Below are 21,420 nucleotides of genomic sequence, written 5' to 3'. Positions count from 1 at the left end.
TTCTAGTATAGGGGTATGGTTAAACGGGGTCTTTTTGTTTGGGGTTGCCAAATAGTTTGGTGAATAAATTAAAAAAGAATTTTGAATGGTCTTTGTATCTGCTGTAGATGAGCCGGCCGCCGAGACAAAACAAAACGATCCATGCAATTACCTGCAGTACTTTGGGTGTAAGCACATACCATATCAGCAACCTGGATTCGTGCGTGGCATCAGAATAGTGGGCAAAGAGGCTGATAGCTATAGCTAGCCCGAGTATGACCTGGATAATCCTTTTCAACATAAAAATAGTTTTGTTATTGGCCTGTGAATTGGAGAGAAGCGTCAATCAGCTATTCCAATAATTTTAGGGTCATCAGTTACCTGCACAGCAAATAACACGGGAGAACTTTTTCTTATTGTGCCATTTTTCATGACCTTCATTCTTATCACCACGTAATAAATATTCAGTGGAATGATATTGTCCAGCACTTCACGTCGTATTGCCCTGATAAAAACGGTATCCACTTCATAATACCTGTTCTTGCCTTTATCTTCAACAATTTTCTGAAAAACTGTTTTGAGATCACCTTTGGTATCAATGATCTCTTTCCTGTTACAAGAAAAGGGGACGCTGCAAAGGTTTATCACGCTGTCAACATTGTCGCCTTTGGATAATATTCTTGTAAAATCAAGCACGAGTGTTTTTGCCTGTGCTGCTTTTACAGGATCCAGTTCCTTGAGCGTGGTGTCGGCGTTGAGGAATTTGTATGGCTCTTTTTTACTCGTGATCTGTGCCTTTGTAACAAAACAGGCGATGGTAAAGAGTAATGTGCAGCAGTATTGGATCGTTTTCATGTTTGGTGCTGTTGTGGTTTACCGTATTTTGTTTTTTTAACTGAATAGTGTAAGCAAGGTCTTTGCCAGCTCACAAAAAACAGCTGCTTCTTCTAATGAAACTGGTTTTCTTGAACTCCTGAACAACAAGGTATTACTGCTAAACTCCATTTCCATATCCGGGAATGCCGTTAGCTGGTCCAGGTCTTTGAACTGTAAAATGTCCTGCAGCTTTTTCTTATCTTCTGTTAATACATAAAAGCGACGGGAGAATTTTTTGCTGTCTGGGAAATCCACTTCCAGTTTTAAAAATATATCGGCAATTTTTTCTTTGATGGTTTCTTTGTGGATATAGGTGTGGGGATAATTGTTTTTTAAAGTGATATGGCCAAACAGGTACAGATCAGTTCCACCATTGGAAGATCTTGCGATCGGATAAGACGAATTATATCTTGCCAGCGATACCTGCAGGGCTTTTGACTCATTTACTGATCTTAATGAATCGATGATGGTTGCAGTAAGGCTTTTGAACATTTCAAAACCTTTGAGATTGATATGGGAAGCATCCTGTACATTTAATTCCTTCTTTATAAGAGCCAGGGCGTCATCGATCATTTTATTGTAAGCTTTTATAGCAGCCCGCTCTTTTTGAATATCCTTGTCATTTGCAAAATCGTCGCCGGAAAAATCCGGTATTTCGTGATCATCTGTCATGCAGTTTGGTTTTGTTACTGTGCGAATATGTTGCGGTTTCACTTGTCTCACCCGCTGTTAAGGTACTTCTTTAAAGATATTATTTAAAGCGTACATGCTGCAATTAATAGGATGTTTTTTGGGAAGAGGGTGTTTTTTCAACATCAGGCGTGGTTATTAGGCCTCACGGAAAAGGGAAGGGTCTGCAACAAGGTCAGACGAGGGCGTCAGACCTTGTCCGCAAGATCAGACGAGGGCGTCAGACCTTTACTTCTGCCGCTATAGCGATGGCTTTTTGTTTTACCTGTTCCACATCGTTGCCGGGTGCTGCATAGGCCAATGCCACACCCATACGCCTGTAAGGCCTTGTTACGGGCTTGCCAAAAATGCGCAGGTCGGATTGTGGATAGGATAATGCTTTTTCAATGCCGCTGTATTGCGGGGCAGTGCCATCTTTATCGGTTAGTATTACAGCACTGGCACCGGTACGCTCCAGTGTTATTTCATTTATCGGTAATCCCAGTATGGCCCTTGCATGCAATTCAAATTCCGATAAATTCTGGGTACCCGCCAACGTTACCATGCCGGTATCGTGTGGCCGCGGTGATAGTTCCGAAAAATAAACGCCCTCATCTGCTAAAAAGAATTCCACGCCCCAGATGCCGGCGCCGGTCAATGCACCGGTCACTTTTTCCGCCATCTGTTGTGCGGCTTTTAATTGTTCGGGTGTGATGGCGGCGGGCTGCCAGCTTTCCTGGTAATCGCCTCTTTCCTGGCGGTGGCCGATGGGCGGGCAAAATAAAGTGGCACCATTCTTTTGTGTCACGGTCAGTAAAGTGATCTCCGAATTAAAGCGCACAAAAGCTTCCACGATCACTTCCGTCTGGTCGCCGCGTTTGCCCGATTGTGCATAGCTCCAGGCTTTTTCAATATCAGCCGTGGTTTTTATCACGCTTTGACCTTTGCCTGATGAACTCATTAATGGCTTCACCACGCAGGGAATGCCTACTTTGTTGGTGGCAGCAATTAATTCCTCCAGGCTGTTGGCGTATTCGTATTGTGCAGTTCTTAAACCCAGTTCTTTTGCAGCCAGGTCGCGGATGGCTTTGCGGTTCATGGTAAAGTTGGCGGCTTTGGCGCTTGGCACCACGGTAATGCTCTGCTGCTCATAATCGTAAAAGCGTTCGGTACGGATGGCTTCAATTTCGGGTACAACAATGTCGGGTTGGTGTTTGGCAACAATGCTGTCCAGCGCAGCGCCATCCAGCATATTGATCACTTCCCGTTCATCTGCCACCTGCTGTGCAGGCGCATCGTTGTACGAATCTACTGCTATAACGTGTTGGCCTAGACGCTTTAATGCTATCACCAGTTCTTTGCCCAGTTCGCCGGAACCAAGCAGCATGATCTTTTTCATATCGATAATTTGAGACGGGGGTAAAATTAAGGAATCGCTTTGTCAAAGTTCTTTTTTAATCTTTCGAAAAACACGGTAATACATCCGTAGTAAAATAGGGCTCCTGGTTTGCCCAGAACATATATTTTACTTTTAAAAAATCCTTTGCAAAAGCATGCAATAGGGGAACTAGATTTTGACGCACACCGTTTGCGGCGTCTTCTTTTTCATCACCCGTTTTACCAAAGTAGTTGCCATCCTGTACCGCAATACCGATCGGTACCGTATAGTTGCCTTCGTGCATGAATTTAAGCGCATGATTCAATTGTGCCTTTCTTGTTACCATCAGGTCTGGCCCACCCAACCCAACACCGATCTGTTCGCCATATTGATACAGGCTGCTGAGATAACCCTTGTCCTGGCGGGGCAACCATTCTCCCGGCATAAAATTGGCATACAGCATGGTGGTGGTATGGGGAAAAGCTTTTTTTAAGGCCAGCATATTTTCTTTTAAACCGGCTACATATCCCTGCTCTGTAAAACTGCTGTCTGTTTTTGCACTGATGCCGATAGAAGTTTCCTGCAGGTTGATGCCTGCTATCTTTCCATCGAACATTTTTCCCAATGCCTGCAGTAGTAAGGCAAATCTTTCCCTTACTTTTTTATTCCATCTTTTGGCAACCCATCCTTCCGCTTTGCCTTCATCGTTGTATTGCAGGGTGGCGCCGTTATCATATTCGGGATCAAGTAAATAATCGGGAACTATTTTGTATTTGGGATCGAATGATGCATCCTGCAACTGGATAAAGAGTGTTTTGCCAAAACTTTTCAGGTAGGCGTAATCGGCTTTTATTTCGGCCAGGTCATATACGCCTTTTTTAGGTTCAAGATTTCTCCACGAATACATGATCTGCGCTCCTTTGAACATGGGATGATGCAGGAAAGGATGGTCTTTTATTGCCTCCCGGTCCCTTGCAAAATATACAAAATGCTGTATGCTGTCTTTTGTTACGGGACAGGCTGCATTTAAATATTGTTTATAAGCATGGATGTATTTTTCTCCCCGCTTCAGCGTATCCTGCGCATGTGCAGTAATGCAGCTGCCGATCATTATGATCAGCAGCCACACAATTTTATTTGAGTTGGGTTGTTGCAAAAGATGAACGGGTGATGGTGTTGATGATTACAATACTATTACCGGAATTTTTACAAGATCGAACGAACCAGTCCGCCTTCCACCCGTATGGAAGCGCCATTGGTACCGGAAGCCAGCGGGCTGCAGAAATAGACTGTTGTATTAGCAATTTCCTCCACCGTTTCAAATCGCTGCAGCAGGGAAGTGGGGCGCATGTTCTTAAAAAAATCTTCTTCCACCTGGTCGATCGTCTGGCCGCTTGCTTTGGAAAGATCTTCTAAAAAGCCGCCCACACCTTTTGACTTTGTCGGGCCGGGCAATACTGCATTTACAGTAACACCTGTTCCCTTGGTGAGTTCTGCCATACCACGACTTACCGCTATCTGCGCTGTTTTGGTCATGCCGTAATGGATCATTTCATCCGGGATGAATACGGCAGATTCACTGGAAATAAAAATGATGCGGCCCCAGTTTTTCGACAGCATTTTGGGTAAGCAATGCCTTGATAAACGCACACCACTCATTACGTTCACTTCAAAAAAACGGAACCAGTCCTCGTCAGGAATATCAGTAAATGCTTTCGGCTCAAAAATGCCGGCATTGTTTATTAAAATATCTACGTCGGGTAATGCGTTGATCAAAGCATTTACTTCATCCGCTTTGGAAAAATCGGCTGCAATGCCGGATACACTGGCATTGGGAACAGTTGCTTTTAATGTTGCGGTGGCTTTGTCAATGCTTTCTTTGGTTCTGCCATTGATGATGACTGTTGCGCCTTCCTGTAAAAATCTTTCTGCAATGGCGTAGCCAATACCTGCGGTGGAACCGCTTATAAATGCTTTTTTGTTGTTGAGCTGTAAGTCCATGGTTGGTTAATAGTTTTAAGACAAGTAAGTTGTTTAGTTATAAATGGACAGGTAGGGTCCATGATGGTATTGCTGCAATTTATGGCATTTATGGTCGATTTTAATCCGGGGTTTCAAAATTGTAGGTTGCCCTGCAAGGAATAAAATGAAGTATAAAAATCATTGAACCACTTGTGCAATACCCGTGTGACCCGTTTTGAAAAAGCTTTTTATGAAATATTTTTCTCCCATAATGATCAGCAGCACATTACCTCTTCCGTTGCGTAATACATCCGTTACTATAGAATTGTCTTTGGTAATACTGATCCTGATGCGGTAAATATCATGGTTACCATAAAGAAAATTAAATGCAGGAGGAATTTCTGTTTTCTTGTTTTTAAGGTACACTTCAAAATATTGCTGCTTTACCAGTTTGCCATCAAAGACCTGCCCTGCTTTTTGTCCTGCAAAATACCAACTGAGATATAACGTTTTGCCGTTTTTTATTTCCAGGAAAACAGAATCGGGATGTTCTTTATTTAGCCAGAACAGGTCCATGAACGATAAGGTATCCGAATGCACATCTTTTTCAACCCGGTAGGGCTTGTTTTGCACGTATGCGGAGAGATTGCCATGCATTGGTTGCAATAATGTTCTTTCCTGTTGCATATGCCTGTTGCATGCAACCAATAAAAACACTGCGGATAAGGCCAGTAATACAGCTTTCATAGTTCATTAACTTTTGCCGGTAATGCGATGATAAGGAATGATTGATAGAACAAATATATGTGATGCTGTTAATCAACATGGTGAATTAAGCCAGGCGAGCGTATGCTTTACCAAAGTTTTTTCAACTTATGCCTTTATGCTTGTACACAATAGCTCAAAATCCACTATTTTAAGCTACTTTTGCGCTCTAAACAGAGCGGAACCCGTAAATGAAGAACATCAGAAATTTTTGCATCATTGCACATATCGATCACGGTAAAAGTACCCTTGCCGACAGGTTGTTGGAACATACCAAAACCATCAGCGAAAGGGATATGCAGGCGCAGGTACTGGATGATATGGACCTGGAAAGGGAAAAAGGTATTACCATTAAAAGCCATGCTATCCAGATCAATTATAAGGTAAAAGGAGAGGAATATACCCTTAACCTGATTGATACGCCCGGCCACGTGGACTTTAGTTACGAAGTGAGCCGTGCGCTGGCCGCATGCGAGGGCGCCCTGCTTTTAGTGGATGCTTCACAAGGCATCCAGGCGCAGACAATCAGCAACTTATACCTGGCACTTGAAAATGATCTTGAGATCATTCCTGTGATCAATAAAATTGATATGGATGGGGCCATGATACCGGAAGTAAAGGACCAGATCATTGACCTGATCGGTTGTAAAGAAGAAGAGATATTACTGGCCAGTGGTAAAAGCGGTATCGGTATTGAAGAGATATTACATGCCATTGTGGATCGTATACCGGCTCCAAAAGGCGACCCTGCGGCACCCTTGCAGGCGCTGATATTTGACAGTGTGTTCAACTCCTTCCGCGGCATTATTGTATACTACCGTATATTCAACGGCACCCTGAAAAAAGGAGATAAAGTAAAATTCTTCAATACCGGCAAAGAGTACGAAGCAGATGAAGTGGGTATTTTAAAGCTGGGTATGGAAGAGAAGAAGGAAGTGAAGACCGGCGATGTGGGTTATATCATTACAGGTATTAAAAATGCCAAAGAAATTAAAGTAGGTGATACGATCACATTGGCCAATAATCCCAGCCAGGAAGGTATACAGGGTTTTGAAGAAGTGAAACCGATGGTATTTGCGGGCATCTTCCCGGTGGAGACCGATGCTTTTGAAGAGCTGCGTGACTGTATGGAAAAGCTGCAGCTGAATGATGCTTCTTTAACTTTTGAACTGGAAACATCGCAGGCATTGGGCTTTGGTTTCCGTTGCGGCTTTTTAGGATTGCTGCACATGGAGATCATACAGGAAAGACTGGAAAGGGAATTCAATCAAACGGTGATCACAACCGTGCCCAACGTAAGCTTTGTGGCCACTACAGTAAAGGATGAAATTGTTACGGTGAACAATCCTGCAGAAATGCCGGACCCTACCCGTATCGATCATATTGACGAACCATTCATTAAAGCGCAGATCATTACCAAGCCGGAATACATTGGTAATATCATGAACCTTTGTATCGGTAAGCGTGGTATATTGACGCACCAGGGTTATCTTACCACCAGCCGTGTGGAGCTGACCTTTGAAATGCCTTTGACAGAAATTGTATTTGATTTTTACGATAAATTAAAATCACAAACAAGAGGGTATGCTTCTTTTGATTATCACCCGATCGATATGCGCCCGAGCGATATTGTGAAGATGGACATTCTGCTGAACGGCGATAAAGTAGATGCATTGAGCGCTTTGATACACCGCAGCCGCAGCCAGGATTTTGGCCGCAAGCTGTGCGAAAAATTAAAAGAGCTGTTGCCAAGGCAGCAATTCCAGATAGCGATACAGGCTGCTATTGGCGCCAAAGTTATTGCCCGGGAAAATATCAGCGCCATGCGTAAAGATGTTACTGCTAAATGTTATGGTGGTGATATCAGCCGTAAACGTAAACTATTGGAGAAACAGAAAGAAGGTAAAAAGCGCATGCGCCAGATAGGTAATGTGGAAGTGCCGCAGGAAGCGTTCCTTGCTGTATTGAAATTAGACGATTAATGATGGCGAATGGTTGAATGTCGAATATCGAATGTTCAATGTTGAAGGTGTTAGTTAAATATTTTGATGTTATTATCACATAGGGAATCCGGCTTTGCCGGATTTTTTATTGCGGCCGAATCTGTGGAATTGATGGTGATACCACCCAATATATTCTTCGGTAAGCTGGTATCGGGTAGGGGTTCCTGTAAGATTGGTTGTAAGGGCTCGGGAGGTACAGGTGTTTCAACAATTGCGCCGGTAATGGGTGCAGTGATTCCAACTACATCGGTGCTGCAAACAACAGGTGGCAAAATGGGTGCCGCGGTAGCCGGTATTGCAACAGTATCTTTTATTGCTTCCTTTGCAGGCATTGCAATCACACCTGTCAATTCAGTTTTTCCTTGTGTCCTTTCCTCCAGTATGGCGTCGCATGAAAACAGGGTGCTGCTGAATACCAATAACATAATGGCCAGGAATTTTTTCCAGGATGCCATACGGATGGTAAGTACATTATAAGGTAATTCGATCCTGATGCGCTGTAACTGCTCGCCGCGGAAACGGCCGCAAACTTTTTCTTCTTTTTTATGGAGAAAGAAATGCTTTACCTCTTCATCGCTCATGCTGGTAAAATCAACTACTGTCTTTACACATACATTGCAGTGGCGGCCCTGTTCATTGGGTGTCATGGCATTCCAGTCTTCGTGGCAGGGTTGGGGTATGGAAATTTTAAGCATACAACAGTTTATGTTGAGATGCAACTGCTGTTGTTTTGCATAAATGCTATGCTTTTTTCTTTTTGCTGAAAGGATTGCGTGCGGCAAATGCAGTGGGTACAATAAATGCGCTGTCCTGCAATGGCCATCCAGGAAGAGGCTGTTTTTTGACAGGTTTACCTTGGGAGATATCGTTCTTTATGGCAGTGCCGGTATCGGTAAGATTTTTAAAAGTACCAGGATCCGTGAGTTCAGGAATTGTAGGAGTGGTCCTACGCTCTACCCAGTAGGGCGCTGTAAATCCAGATATCGTAGAGAAAGCATCGAAAGGTATTTTTTGCATTGCTATCCTCTTGTGTCTCTTTTTTTTATGGGTGCCTTTCTTCTTACCATTTTTTACATCATGGCCGTTCGAGTAATTATGAGTAAAGGCAGTATGGTTAAAATTATTGCCGGCAATGGTTGTGTCAATACCTAAAAAGCTACTGCCAAAGCAACAAAGAAAGATCACCAGGAATTTTTTCCATGAGGGTAACCGTAAACGAAAAATACCAGGAGGGAGGTCGATTACAATTCTTTCTATTTGTGTGCTTTTAAAGCGGCCGCATATTTTTTGCCCATAATGCTCCATGAAATAATGCTGTATTGCTGCATCGCTCATTACAGAAAAATCCACTACTGTTTTTGCACAGGCATTGCAATAGCGTCCCTCTTCATTGGGTGTCATGCTATGCCAGCTGCTGTGGCAGGGTTTTGGTATGGAGATCTTGTACATTATTATGCAGGAGCAAGATCACCCGCTGTACGCTGCATTATCCTTTACCTTTCTTCTTCGGCGTTACGGGTTTTGCTTTGCTCTTTTCTTCGGCGGGTTTGGTTGCTGCCGGTTCGCCGTCTTTTAATTTACTTTCATCCAGGGTGCCGGTTGCATCCCGTATGGGACTGGGCACAGGCGCCTGGCCCAATGGTGTTACCTGGTTGAATATTTTTTCTATATGCACCCATTTACCATTCTTCCATTTAAAGCCTTCATAGTCACCATCGCCTACCAGGGTCCATTTTTTATTGGGTTCATTGCTTTCGGAAACCAGGTGCTCCACAATGATCATGTCCATCTCCGCATCATAATTCAGTTTGGGACCATCTTCTTTTTTATATTCCATGATGTAGCGGCCAATAGAAGTTTTAAAAACAGAGTCTTCTTCAAAACTAAAATAGCGGCCGCCAAAAGTGGGCTCGTCATTATTAAAATTCAGCACTTCAATGATCTTACGGTTGCTGCGGATATTATTCTCGTCAAAACCCAGTAACGTATAATAATTCTGGTTGGCGCTTCTTTTTTGAATGATGTTATAGTAGATGGCACCGATCCATCCCTTGTTATTAGCAACCGTATCCACCTGGTTGATGGTCACTGATCCTTTATCTATCAATGGAAATAATTTTAAGGAACCATCATAAGTACGCATCTGTATAGCGCCGTGTTTGCGTATCACGTAATCGTTGATGGCCAGCTGCCAGGTAAATATCCTGAACGAACTGTCGGGTGCATACAGGTGCGAAATAGTTTGCAGGGAATCGAAAGGATAATAAAAGGAATTGGGTGTTACCAGCGATCTTACCAGCAAACGAGTAAACATGCTGTCTGCAGCCAGCCTGTCGCCGGAGTTAATACCATCAATGATCTTTACAGCATATCTTTTTAAAGAGTCTTCTTTTAGGCGTAAAGCCTTTGCATCAGCTTTGTTCAGCTGTTGTGCAAATGATACAGAGAGTACAGAAAGAAAAAACAGTAAGGTTGCGAGTTTCTTCATGCCATAAAATTAGTTAATACATTTAACAAGCCCGCTGCAAAATTATTGTATGCGTATGAATTTTAACTAAAACTTAAGTATTCCATGGATTACACGAATTGTGGAGGAAATTACAGGTCGAGGGCGAAGGCGATGAGGGAGGGGTATACTTCATCAATGCGTTCATCAGCTGTATCCACATCGGGTCGGTTGGTGGTAAGGAAAACTGTTTTTGCGCCAATGTTGCGGCCAAAGCCCATATCACTGATGGTATTGCCCACCATGATGGACTTGCTGAGATCAATATCCGGAAAATCCTTTGCAGCCTGCAAACCCATACCGGGATTGGGTTTGCGGTTGGGGCTCTCCATTTCGGTACAATAATAGATCGCATCTATTTTGCCGCCCACATCTTCAATTGCCTGCAGCATGTTCTTATGTATCAGCAACAGGTCTTCCATTTTAGTAAGGCCTTTGGCAACGCCGCGCTGGTTGGTGACAATAACAATGCGATTGAATTTTTGTGTAAAGATCTGTATGGCCACTTTGGCGCCGTCGTAAAATTTAAATTCGTCCCAGGTGTTGATATAATGCGGGTGTATCTCGTGGTTGATCACACCATCGCGGTCGAGGAATAAGGTCCAGGTATTGTCTATTTGTGTAAGGTCCAGCATCAGCAGTTGGTATGGTTTATTTTTCTTTCAATTCTTTTTGAGCCCTTTCATAATCTTCCGGTATACCAATATCGATAAAATAATCATCAAAAGCTATCCCGTAAAAATGATGTGTATGAAGGTATTTTTCAAGATATTCTTTTTCGAATGAGAATATGCCTGGAAACTGGTGTTGCAAAAAGCTGCTGCAGTTCAACGCATATACGCCACCATTGATAAGCCCGCTTTCGCAAAATTGTTTTTCATTAAAAGCAGTTACCCTTGCATTGCTGTTGGTTATTACCGATCCATACCTGCTGAAGTTGGTCATGGGTTTAAGTGCAAGTGTACATTCCGCATTTTGTTTGGTATGTATATCCGACAGTTCTTCAAGATCAATTGAAAACAATGTGTCGCCATTCAATACCAATACATTTTGCCCATGCACTGTTTTACTAGCTTCTTTTATGGCGCCCCCGGTTCCCAGTTGTTTATTTTCTACTACATACACTTTATCCAGGTGCTGATAACTGCTTTCGGCAAAGTCAATGATGGTTTCACTTTTATATCCCAGTGAAAAAATAAAACGTTCCACTCCCTGTTTCACAAGATCATCAACAATAAAAGCAATAAAAGGAATGCCATTTACCGGCGCCATACATTTAGGCATATCCGCCACAACACTGCGTAGCCTTGTACCCAAGCCACCGGCCAATATGATGGCTTCTTTTATCATGCGAAATACTGCGCTTCCACCAACTCGCAAATGATATGCCCCAGTAGTATATGGCTTTCCTGTATGCGGGGTGTATCCGTAGAAGGTACATTGATCAAATGATCAGAAAGTGAGCGCATAGTGCCACCGTTCTCACCAGTAAAGCCAATGGTGATGATGCCTTTTTCTTTCGCCACTTCAAAAGCAGCCACAATATTTTTACTGTTGCCCGATGTGGACAGGCCCACCAGTACATCGCCTTTTACACCAATACCTTTTATCAGCCGGCTATAAATAACATCATAACTGTAATCGTTGGCCACTGCGGTCATATAAGAAGTGTTGCAATGCAATGCTTCTGCAGGCAATGCATCTCTGTCTAAATAAAAGCGGCCGCTGAATTCTGCTGCTAAATGCTGTGCATCGGCAGCGCTGCCGCCATTGCCGCAAAACAATACTTTATTGCCGTTCTTAAATGCATCCACTATCACCGTTACACAATTTTGTACAGTGTGCAGCAATGCTTCATCCTGCAATACCAATTGCTTGGTTTTAATAGAGGCTTCAATAATATCTTTTATTTTTTTCATCTGCTTTATTCAATAAGGTAGTGCATGCAATTACATGCAGTAATAATTTGCAAAGATAGTATTTATGAAAGTGTTTGGGTAATAAGGCCCTGTTGTACAAAATGGTAGGGTTTTACATAGCCGCCAAAGCTGCTGAGCGCTGCTGTTACTGCAGTACGGGTATTACCGGGACAGTAGAAGGTCATAAATCCGCCGCCGCCTGCACCGCTTATCTTGCCGCCGGTAGCGCCAGCTTTTTTTGCTGCGTTATAAATGCTTTCTATCTGTGGATTACTGATATTGTGTGCCATCAGGCGCTTTTGCGTAAAGCCATAATCGAGCAGCCGCCCTATCTCGTTGTTATTGTGCTGCAGCAAAGCTGTTTTCATCCAAACCGCCTGTTCTTTTAAATGATGCATGGCTTCAACACTCTGCTGGTTGTTATTATAAACATTGTTTACCTGTTCGTTGATAATAGCAGCGCTTTCCCGCGAACTGTTAGTAAAATACAATAACAGGTTATCCTGCAATTCCTGTATGCAATCCTGGGAGATCTGCAATGTTGTTACCATCACGTTGCCGGTTGTTTTAAACTCCATAAAATTAATGCCACCGAATACAGCTGCATACTGGTCTTGTTTGCCGCCTGCCAGCTGCAGATCGCTGCGCTCTATATCATAAGCATAATGCGCCAGTTGATAATTGTCCATCGGCAGCTGCAGCATTTGTTTAAATGCGCCCAATACCGCTACCACCAATGTAGATGAAGTGCCCAGGCCCGAGCCTGCAGGTGCATCAACAGCTGTTGTAAGCCGGAATCCTTTTAATGGAAAGGGATGGTCTTTTTGTATACGGTTGTACACCCCCTTTAAAAGATCGAGTGTACCATCGATGGGTAAATTGTTACGGAGATCAAATACCTGTTTTTCGTTGCGGTCTGTTGCTTCAACAACAATGCTATGTTCGTTCGTTAATTCAATTACAGCATTGGCATACAATGAAATGGCAGCATTCACTACGGCGCCGCCAAACATATCACTGTAAGGGCTTACATCGGTGCCACCACCGGCAAGGCCTATACGAAGAGGTGCTTTGCTGCTGAATATCATGGTTGTGTTTACGGAGTATTATTACTGATGCCGGCCAACTGCAGGATACTATCCACGAGTTTGGTCCAGCTGAGTTTTTTTCTTCTTCTTTGATATGTGGTAAAAAATGAGCTGCGCCTTTTGCAAAATATTCCGTGATCTTTTCTGCAATGGAGACAGCATCGGGTTCGGCCACCAGTCCCGCTTTGCCATCAGGCACCAGTGCGGGCAGGCCGCCCACATTGGTCACTATCATCGGTACTTCAAAATGATAGGCGAGGGGAGTAACGCCACTTTGTGTTGCATTGCGGTAAGGTTGTATCACCACATCTGCCGCACATAAAAAATATTTTACTTCACTGTCTGTAATAAAATTAGTGTGCAGTAACAATTTATCAGCAATGCCCAGTCGTTCGATCTGTTCATCATAAGTCTTGCGGTCGCCATAAAATTCGCCTGCTATAAGAAATCGTGGTGTTGCTGCAGCATCATTATCTTTCAATAGCTTCACTGCATCCAGTAGTACATCCAGTCCCTTGTATTTTCTTATAAAACCAAAGAACAGCACGATCTTTTCATTACTGCCGATGCCCAGTTTTTGTCTTGCCGCTTCCTTTGATATCTTTTCTCCGAAATTATCGTATAGGGGATGCTTCGCCAATTGTACCGGTTTGTCCTTCTCAAAGGTCCGCAGGTCTTTCAGCACATTCTCACTCATGGTGATGAAAGCATCTACCGGTTTTAAAAAATACTTTGTAAATGGTTTGTCACCAAAACGTTTTTCGTGAGGTATCACATTATCTGCAATGCACACGATCTTTGAACGCCCGTTCTTTTTTACCCTGCGCAAAATGGTGCCCAGTGCAGGTCCCATCAAGGGCAGCCAATAACGTACGATCACCAGGTCGGCATTCTCTTTTTTAATGCGGTTGCCTACTTTTACCCAGTTCAATGGATTGATGGAGTTGATGCACACTTTTATGTTGAGATCTGCCGGTGCAGGCTCGGTGGAATATTGCGAAGTACCGGGAAACATAAAAGAAGGGTATTGCAGGGAGAAAGTATAAATAATGGTTTCAAAACCCTGCTGTTGGAATTGCCTTGCCAGCCTTTCATTAAAAGTAGACATACCACCGCCGCGTAACGGGTGTGCCGGGCCAATGATGATGACTTTCATATATTAAAGGCCTTTTTTCTCCTCTATCAAATAAGTATTTCTGTCAGAAGAACTGCGGGATATCAATTCGCCTATAAAGCCTGCCAGGAAGAGCTGCGACCCGATGATCATGATCATGATCGCAAAATAAAACAAGGGTCTTTGCGTCATTCCCGTGGTATCAAAAAAGAACTTTGAGATGCTGAGATAGGTGAAGATGGTCAAGCCTACAAAAAAAGAAATGCTGCCCCATAATCCAAAAAAGTGCATGGGCCTTTTGCCGAATTTGCCTACAAAGAAAATGGTCATCAGGTCGAGAAATCCATTTACAAAACGGTTCCAGCCAAACTTGGTAACACCATATTTTCTTGCACGGTGCTCCACCACTTTTTCGCCGATCTTTCTAAAGCCCGCCCATTTGGCCAGTACCGGTACATAACGATGCATTTCGCCATATACTTCAATGCTTTTTACTACTTTTTTACTGTAAGATTTAAGGCCGCAGTTAAAATCGTGCAACTGTATCTTACTCATGCTTCTTGCAGCGGCATTGAATAATTTACTGGGGATATTTTTAGTAAGTGTGTTATCGTATCTTTTCTTTTTCCAGCCGCTCACCAGGTCAAAACCATCTTCAATGATCATACGGCGCAGTTCGGGTATCTCGTCCGGGCTGTCCTGCATATCGGCATCCATAGTAATGATCACATCGCCCTGTGCTGCTTTAAAACCTTCGTTCAATGCAGCGCTTTTGCCATAGTTGCGCTGGAATTTAATGCCCTTGATATTGCTGTTGCTGCTGCGGAGCTGTTCGATCACTTTCCAGGAATTATCGGTACTGCCATCATCCACCATGATCACTTCGTACGAATAATTATTGGCAAGCATTACCCGCTCTATCCAGGCGCTCAGTTCCGGTAAAGATTCATCTTCGTTAAAAAGTGGTATTACAATTGAAAGATCCATGTGATGTTTTTGGTGTCAAGCCTCGTTCAGCTATAAATTATATGTATTGTTTTATAGTACCAGTTATTTTTTTTGCGAACTTAAAAAACCTGCTGCGATCACGCTGATCAATGAACCGATGGCCAGGTAACCAAAAACAGCCCCTATCACCAGGCTCGGTATGAATGCCTTTTTTGCGGTGGCTACTTTATTCTCTACATCCAGCGGCGTTATATCTTTCATCTTTGCAATGTCTTCCCGCATCATTGCCGCCATTTGTTCTTTTAATTCGGGATGCAGTAAAAGAAAGGTGAGTGTGAACAGCACCATTAATAAAGTAACTACTATAAAACACTTGAATCCTTCCGCAAAATATTGCTTAAATGTAGCATTATTCTCTGTTTCTTTTTTAAAAGTAAACAAGGTCCATAATATACCTGCTACATAAACGGTGTAGGTGATATATTGCAGGCTGTTCTCAAAATTACCTTTGGTAAGATAAATCCCTATTGAGATCAGGATCATTACGGCACCGGTTATCAGTCCTTTATTTCTTGCAGAAATACTTTTCATACTTAGTTCAGTTCAACTTTATCCTTGTTAACGATGCCTATTACTTTACCTTTTAATTTTTTACCTATAAAAGCAGAGTTCTTTGACCTGGACCTTATCATCGATGCATCAAAAATATATTCCTCATCCGCATTGAACAAAGTGATGCAGGCCGCAGCGCCTTCTTTAATTTCGGGTATGGGCAGTCCAAATATTTTGCGGGGTGCTATGCTAAGCATGTCTACTGATCTTTCAATATCCAATGCGGCACTGGCGCCCAGCACACCAAACAATGTTTCCAGTCCTATCATACCTTCTTTGGCATATTCAAATTCGCAGGTCTTGTTGTCCCAATTCTGCGGAAAATGGTGCGATGCAATGCAATCAACCGTGCCATCGGCTACCGCCTGCAGTAAGGCCTGCCGGTCTTTATCCGTTCTTAAAGGTGGGTTCACTTTCAGGTTGGTGTCGTAATCCTTCATATCCGTATCAGTAAAAAACAGGTGATACGGTGTTACCGAGCAAGTGATATTGATCCCGCTTTCCTTTGCTCTTTTGATATATTCCAGGCTTTTTGCAGATGATATACCTGTAAAATGCAGTTTACTTTCGGCATATCTTGCCAGTTTGATATCCCTGGCCACCAGTAATTCTTCGGCAATGGCCGGCTTACCCGGCAAGCCCAGTTGCGTGGAGATGATGCCTTCGTTGATCAACCCGTTAGCGCCGATACTTTTATCGTCCGGCACCTGTATCACCGTGCCATCAAAGCTTTTTACATATTGCAGCGCTTTCAGCAGCAGCCCCGCCGATTGAATGGGATTGGTGCCATCACCAAAAGCCACAGCACCCGACTGGTGCATGTCGTACATTTCGGCCAGGTCTTTTCCTTCCGTATTTTTTGTTACAGCGCCCACAGGATGGATATTCACAGCAGCGCCTTTGGATTTTTGCACAATGTATTCCACCTGCGGCTTATTGTGCACCACGGGATTGGTATTGGGCAACACCATTACGTCGGTAAAACCGCCTGCAGCCGCTGCTCCGGCACCTGTCTCCAGGGTCTCTTTATATTCAAAGCCCGGGTCGCCAAAATTGGAGAAAATGTCCATCCAGCCTATGCTGGCGCACAATCCCTGCTGTTCAATCACCTGGTCGGCTGGCCCTGTAATGGAATCACTGATGGTTTGGATAATGCCGTTGTCGATTAAAATGTCTTTAGTTTGCCCGTTGAGGGGAGCGTTGGGGGATATGATCCTGGCTTGCTTAATTAAAACCTTCATGCAATAAAAAGTTGCGCAAAGATAATAAGATAAGTTGAAGTTTTTAAAGTAGAAATTTTCATTTACTTTTGCCCTCCGGTAAAAAAATGGCGGTTAAAACTGCTGATTTCGGGATGTAGCGCAGCCCGGTAGTCTCGCCTGAGGCGAGATGGGGTTCGCAGGTTTCGAACTAGTAGATTGAGTATAATAATAAAATAATTTCGGGATGTAGCGCAGCCCGGTAGCGCACACGTCTGGGGGGCGTGGGGTCGCAAGTTCGAATCTTGTCATCCCGACTTTAAAAGATCTCTGCTTTAATAAGTGGAGATTTTTTTTTTGATAGATGTTGAGTAGCGCAGCCCCGGTAGTCTCGCCCTAGACGAGATAGGGGTGTCCCGATATATCGGGATGACAGCCTATGGCGGAGCGGCAACAGGTAAAATCTGCTTTTAAAATTTATAAAACTCCTTCATCCTGCCGATGATATTCTCTTTTTTACGGCGACTTACCACAATTTCTTTATTGTTAGAAAGGATCAGTGAACCACCTTCGCCCTTTACATATTGCTTCACGTGCAGCAGGTTTACCAGGTAAGAGTGGTGAGCACGTACAAACCCGGATTCGGCTAACAGTTTTTCATATTCGGACAGCCCTTTTGAAGAGCAAATGAACGGGCGCCCCGCAAAATGGATATTGGTATATACGCCGGATGCTTCACAATAAATGATGTCCTTAATATCGGCAATGTCAAATCCCTTTAATGAAGGGATGCACAATTTCATTTCGTTTTGTGTACGTACATTATTAAGGTTGTATAAAAGTGTGGAGATATTATTGATGTTGGTATTGCCTGATATACGCTTCACTGCTTTTTTTACAGCGCTTACCAGCAGGTCCTCATCAATTGGTTTCAGCAGGTAGTCGGTAGCGCTGTATTGAAAAGCCATCAGTGCATACTGGTTATGTGCGGTAACAAAAATGATCTCAAAATTGTAATGCTCTATCTCGGCTAAAAGATCAAAGCCCGTTTTGTTCTTCAGCGAAATATCCAAAAAGACCAATTGCGGATCCAGCGACTGGATTTTTTCCTTTGCTTCGGCAACATCCCTGCAGGTAGCTAATACATTCAGTTCGGGGCAGTATGTTTCAAGCATACTGTTCAGCGCATTCAAACCCCGGGTTTCATCATCTACCAATATGGTGCGTATCATAATAATACCTCTTTAACTTGTTAAAGATAAAACAGCAATGGTGCCACTCCCGGTTTTACCGGGTATATCTGTTTTGTCTATGATGTTTAATGAACATTTCATGTTATACTTTTCATTCAGCACTTCCAGTCTTTCTTTAATGTTTACAATACCAAGTGAATGATGTGTGCGGAGCGTATTTTCTTTGTTCTTGATGGATTGCCTGATGCCGATACCGTTGTCCTCAATTTCGCAGGTAAGGTTTTGACTGTCGCCCACAAAACGGATGATAAGCTGCCGGTCGCTTTCCTTACTTCCAAGCCCGTGCCATAATGCATTTTCAACTAAAGGTTGTACCAGCATGGGCGCAATTTTCGCCTCGTTGGCATCCGCTGTTTCATCTACAAATATGGAATAGGAAAATCCTTCAAATCTTAATTTTTCCATTTCTAAATATTGCTGCAGGTGGCTTACACATTGTTCCACGGTAATAAAGGTTTGCCCCGATTGCTCTAAGCCGGTACGTATCAGTTGTGCGAATTTACTAAGATAGCGGCTGGCATCCTGTTTATCGCCGTTCCATATCAGTTCCTTGATACTATTGAGCGAATTGAAAATAAAATGAGGGTTCATCTGCGCATGAAGGGCTTTCATTTTCATTTCGGCCAGCTGCATATTCACGTTGGCTTTTTGTTTGATATTGTTTGCCCTTGCACTGAATATCCACCATACGATGGTAAACACAAGCAGTATACATAAGGTAACGAACCAGGCCCTTTTCCAGAAAGGAGGATCGACCACAATTGCTATTTCCTGCATTTTGGCGGGCCAACTGTTGTTGACAGAATAAATTTTTACCTGCAGGCGGTGTGCGCCCGGTATAAGGTTGCCCAATACGATCGTTTGCTGCCCCATGATCTCGTGCCACATTTCATCTGCGCCGTTTTCAGCAAACCGCCATGCAAATTTCTGCAGCTGCGCATTTTCGAAATTGATACTGCCCAGGTGAACAATCAAACTACCATAGTTGTAAGGAAGTGTTATTTTACCCGACGGAAAATAAAAACTATCCTTCCCGGGTGCCTGTATGTTCTCAATAAAAAAATCCGGGGAAGATTCGTTTACTTTTAAACTGTCCGGGTTAAAACGCACCAGGTAGTTATTGTAGCCAATATATAAGTGGTCACTTGCTTTGTCGTAATAAAAACTTCCTGAAGTACCTCCGTCGGGCAAGCCATCAGGAATACCATAGGGCATGATCTTTTTAGTGCGGATATCCATTGCAGCAAGGCCACCCGGTGTACCGATCCAAAGTATATTTTTTACAAGAACAAGATTGCTGATCTCATTATCAGGCAATCCATTGCTGCGGGTAAAATGTTCGTATACTTTTTTTACCGGGTCATACACCGCAAGGCCATTGGTACCGATACCGATATACATTTTTCCTTTATCGTCGAAAACGATACAGTTCACTTTTGTTTCTGCGAATTTTATTTTAGGAAAAGAATCGATCACAATGTCGAAGCGGTGCATACCTGTATTAAAACGGTAAAGGCCATCGGCACCACAGAACCAGGTATTGCCATCGGGTGCTTCTGCCATAGCTTCCAGCCTGCGGTTCCCCAGTACGGGATCATTGCGGTAATCAGCCAGTTGAAAACTATTTTGACGGGGAGCGCTGTAATAAAAACTGGCATCTTCATTGGGCCTGGTAATATACCAGGTGCCGTCGCTGCCTTTTGCCTGGGTGCCAAATTCATTGTGTAGTTTATCCCAAAGCGGTAGTTCCATCTCAGTGATCCTGTAATTGTAAGGATCCAGTTTCATCCATCGGTGCAGTAAAAAAACATAGAGCGCATTGTTCATTTTTGTAATGCCTTTGATCCGGTTAAGATCTGCAACCGTTGTACCAGCATTGAGCGCATCAAAATTGATATGCTGCAATGCATTGCCGCTGCTGCTATCGAATACATACACACCCGAGCCTGCAGAACCGGCAAATATTTTTCCATTGGTGATAGTGCCCATGATATAAGATTCAGAACGGCCGGCGCCCATAGGATTCCATTTTGCCTGCACGGTCATTTTTTCCACGCTGGCATTTTTTCTCATACGCAACAAACCTCGTTCGGTGCCTATCCAGATACGTTTATCTTTATCAATGAATACAGAACGGCACAGGTAATTATCTAAAAAAAGCTCGGGCTCTATCACATAAGTACCGGTTTGTTTGTAATAATGCATTAAGTGAAATCCCTTTTGCATACCGGTAACAATAAGGGTGCTGTCATCAAGCCTTGCGATCATGCTGCTCCATCCAAATAATTTTTCTGCGGCTTTTGCTAAAATATTGACCGGGTATTTTTTTTGCTGCAACCTGTCAAAATAAAAAAACTGCCATTGCCGGAGGGTGATGAAAGAAAGACTATCAGTGTAGCTGAAAGAAAATCCCCAATCGGGATCTATCTGCGTGGTGTTGGGAGAGAGGCTGCTGTAAAAATGGTAATTGGTCTTGTCTGCAGGCAGCAATTCTTTTTTTGCGATCGTGTAAATATAAGGTCCCCAATTGGTGGCCATTAATACAATACCGGGTTCAGGAATAATAAGACTGTTGAATTTTCCAAACGGCATGCGCCCTTCCACCCCGGTTTCCATTTTATGATCGTAACGAAATACAAGTGCACCTTTTGCATCAAAATGATAAAAGCCGGAGCTGCTGAGCAGGAAGATATTGCCGGCTGCATCGCTGGCCATGCCTTTTATTTTATTGGCCTCTGTCGGGAACTTTAAATTACCCTCTGGAACAAAAATATTCTGCTCCTGCAAAGTGGTGGTATTTACAAGATGCAACCCTTTATCTGTAAAGGCGCCCATTTGCCCGTTGCTCATCCACTTAAGCTGGCGTACAAGATTTACGGGCAGGCTGTTTTTACCGGTATCAGAATAAAATTGCTGAAAATTACTGCCGTCAAAGCGGCTCAACCCTCTTTCAGTAGCCAGCCACAGGTAACCGTGATCATCCTGCTTGATATCGAAAATATTATTGCCGCTGAGTCCATCTTTAGCGCTGTAGCGTACAAAATCATCTTCTTTAAAATGCTGCGCCTGTACCGCCGTATCCTGCAGCAGAAAAATGAAAAGCGATATGAAAAAAACAAGGAAGCGCAAAATAATACAGGTTCATTGAG

21 protein-coding genes and 1 tRNA gene are annotated in these 21,420 nt (G+C 43.3%); 2 read left to right on the top strand and 20 right to left on the bottom strand.

All coding sequences use genetic code 11. The annotated features are described in order from the left end of the window. Positions 1-19: 19 nt before the first annotated feature. The 7 genes from QM738_RS22160 to QM738_RS22130 all read right to left on the bottom strand — a co-directional run bounded on the left by QM738_RS22160 (position 20) and on the right by QM738_RS22130 (position 5,611). Positions 20-280: a hypothetical protein gene (locus QM738_RS22160; RefSeq protein ID WP_462278947.1), complete on the bottom strand. Its 261-nt coding sequence runs from the start codon at positions 278-280 to the stop codon at positions 20-22. Positions 281-321: 41 nt separating this feature from the next. Further along, positions 322-834 carry a hypothetical protein gene (locus QM738_RS22155; RefSeq protein WP_462278946.1) on the bottom strand — a complete coding sequence of 171 codons (513 nt, stop codon included), beginning with the start codon at positions 832-834 and terminating at the stop codon, positions 322-324. A 36-nt stretch (positions 835-870) separates the two neighbouring features. Continuing rightward, positions 871-1,527 carry a hypothetical protein gene (locus QM738_RS22150; protein WP_462278945.1) on the bottom strand — a complete coding sequence of 219 codons (657 nt, stop codon included), beginning with the start codon at positions 1,525-1,527 and terminating at the stop codon, positions 871-873. Between the two features lie 238 nt (positions 1,528-1,765). Beyond that, the gene (purT, locus tag QM738_RS22145) at positions 1,766-2,923 is read right to left on the bottom strand and encodes a formate-dependent phosphoribosylglycinamide formyltransferase (protein ID WP_462278944.1); all 1,158 of its coding nucleotides are present in this window, start codon (positions 2,921-2,923) and stop codon (positions 1,766-1,768) included. Positions 2,924-2,978: 55 nt separating this feature from the next. Then, a complete protein-coding gene (locus QM738_RS22140) occupies positions 2,979-4,031 on the bottom strand; it encodes a hypothetical protein (RefSeq protein ID WP_462278943.1) in 1,053 nt (350 codons plus the stop codon). A 77-nt stretch (positions 4,032-4,108) separates the two neighbouring features. Beyond that, on the bottom strand, positions 4,109-4,903 hold the full coding sequence (locus QM738_RS22135) for an SDR family NAD(P)-dependent oxidoreductase (RefSeq protein ID WP_462278942.1): 795 nt from the start codon (positions 4,901-4,903) through the stop codon (positions 4,109-4,111). A gap of 159 nt (positions 4,904-5,062) precedes the next feature. Next, positions 5,063-5,611 carry a hypothetical protein gene (locus tag QM738_RS22130; RefSeq protein WP_462278941.1) on the bottom strand — a complete coding sequence of 183 codons (549 nt, stop codon included), beginning with the start codon at positions 5,609-5,611 and terminating at the stop codon, positions 5,063-5,065. A gap of 209 nt (positions 5,612-5,820) precedes the next feature. Here QM738_RS22130 and lepA point away from each other — a divergent pair, with 209 nt between their 5' ends. After that, positions 5,821-7,611: a translation elongation factor 4 gene (lepA, locus tag QM738_RS22125; RefSeq protein WP_462278940.1), complete on the top strand. Its 1,791-nt coding sequence runs from the start codon at positions 5,821-5,823 to the stop codon at positions 7,609-7,611. A gap of 50 nt (positions 7,612-7,661) precedes the next feature. Here the strand turns inward: lepA and QM738_RS22120 are convergent, their stop codons facing one another. The 11 genes from QM738_RS22120 to QM738_RS22070 all read right to left on the bottom strand — a co-directional run bounded on the left by QM738_RS22120 (position 7,662) and on the right by QM738_RS22070 (position 17,060). Beyond that, a complete protein-coding gene (locus QM738_RS22120; protein WP_462278939.1) occupies positions 7,662-8,327 on the bottom strand; it encodes a hypothetical protein in 666 nt (221 codons plus the stop codon). A gap of 46 nt (positions 8,328-8,373) precedes the next feature. Next, positions 8,374-9,081 (bottom strand): hypothetical protein, encoded by a 708-nt coding sequence (locus tag QM738_RS22115; protein ID WP_462278938.1) that lies wholly within the window; start codon positions 9,079-9,081, stop codon positions 8,374-8,376. Between the two features lie 37 nt (positions 9,082-9,118). Then, the gene (locus tag QM738_RS22110) at positions 9,119-10,120 is read right to left on the bottom strand and encodes a hypothetical protein (RefSeq protein ID WP_462278937.1); all 1,002 of its coding nucleotides are present in this window, start codon (positions 10,118-10,120) and stop codon (positions 9,119-9,121) included. 110 nt (positions 10,121-10,230) lie between these two features. Continuing rightward, on the bottom strand, positions 10,231-10,773 hold the full coding sequence (locus QM738_RS22105) for a D-glycero-alpha-D-manno-heptose-1,7-bisphosphate 7-phosphatase (RefSeq protein ID WP_462278936.1): 543 nt from the start codon (positions 10,771-10,773) through the stop codon (positions 10,231-10,233). A 16-nt stretch (positions 10,774-10,789) separates the two neighbouring features. Next, on the bottom strand, positions 10,790-11,488 hold the full coding sequence (locus QM738_RS22100; protein ID WP_462278935.1) for a nucleotidyltransferase family protein: 699 nt from the start codon (positions 11,486-11,488) through the stop codon (positions 10,790-10,792). Then, positions 11,485-12,057, bottom strand: a complete 573-nt coding sequence (gene gmhA, locus QM738_RS22095; protein ID WP_462278934.1) for a D-sedoheptulose 7-phosphate isomerase — start codon at positions 12,055-12,057, stop codon at positions 11,485-11,487. Before gmhA ends, QM738_RS22100 begins: the two co-directional genes overlap by 4 nt. A gap of 62 nt (positions 12,058-12,119) precedes the next feature. Further along, positions 12,120-13,145 (bottom strand): GHMP family kinase ATP-binding protein, encoded by a 1,026-nt coding sequence (locus tag QM738_RS22090; protein ID WP_462278933.1) that lies wholly within the window; start codon positions 13,143-13,145, stop codon positions 12,120-12,122. After that, positions 13,072-14,301, bottom strand: a complete 1,230-nt coding sequence (locus QM738_RS22085; RefSeq protein ID WP_462278932.1) for a glycosyltransferase — start codon at positions 14,299-14,301, stop codon at positions 13,072-13,074. Before QM738_RS22085 ends, QM738_RS22090 begins: the two co-directional genes overlap by 74 nt. Before the next feature lie 3 nt (positions 14,302-14,304). Then, on the bottom strand, positions 14,305-15,246 hold the full coding sequence (locus QM738_RS22080) for a glycosyltransferase family 2 protein (RefSeq protein ID WP_462278931.1): 942 nt from the start codon (positions 15,244-15,246) through the stop codon (positions 14,305-14,307). Positions 15,247-15,309: 63 nt separating this feature from the next. After that, entirely contained in the window at positions 15,310-15,798 is a 489-nt protein-coding gene (locus QM738_RS22075) for a DUF4199 domain-containing protein (RefSeq protein WP_462278930.1), read from the bottom strand. Positions 15,799-15,800: 2 nt separating this feature from the next. Next, positions 15,801-17,060, bottom strand: coding sequence for a dihydroorotase (locus QM738_RS22070; protein WP_462278929.1), 1,260 nt, complete (start codon positions 17,058-17,060; stop codon positions 15,801-15,803). 201 nt (positions 17,061-17,261) lie between these two features. On the opposite strand from QM738_RS22070, the gene QM738_RS22065 reads away from it, so the two are divergent. Then, positions 17,262-17,335: transfer RNA gene (locus QM738_RS22065), tRNA-Pro, on the top strand. Between the two features lie 153 nt (positions 17,336-17,488). Here the strand turns inward: QM738_RS22065 and QM738_RS22060 are convergent. After that, positions 17,489-18,250, bottom strand: coding sequence for a LytR/AlgR family response regulator transcription factor (locus tag QM738_RS22060; RefSeq protein ID WP_462278928.1), 762 nt, complete (start codon positions 18,248-18,250; stop codon positions 17,489-17,491). Positions 18,251-18,262: 12 nt separating this feature from the next. Next, the gene (locus QM738_RS22055) at positions 18,263-21,400 is read right to left on the bottom strand and encodes a sensor histidine kinase (protein WP_462278927.1); all 3,138 of its coding nucleotides are present in this window, start codon (positions 21,398-21,400) and stop codon (positions 18,263-18,265) included. Positions 21,401-21,420: the final 20 nt, after the last annotated feature.

Source organism: Ferruginibacter sp., assembly GCF_049840995.1.
In the GTDB taxonomy this organism is placed as follows: Bacteria; Bacteroidota; Bacteroidia; order Chitinophagales; family Chitinophagaceae; genus Ferruginibacter.
This window is presented reverse-complemented; position numbering and strand designations above follow the sequence as displayed.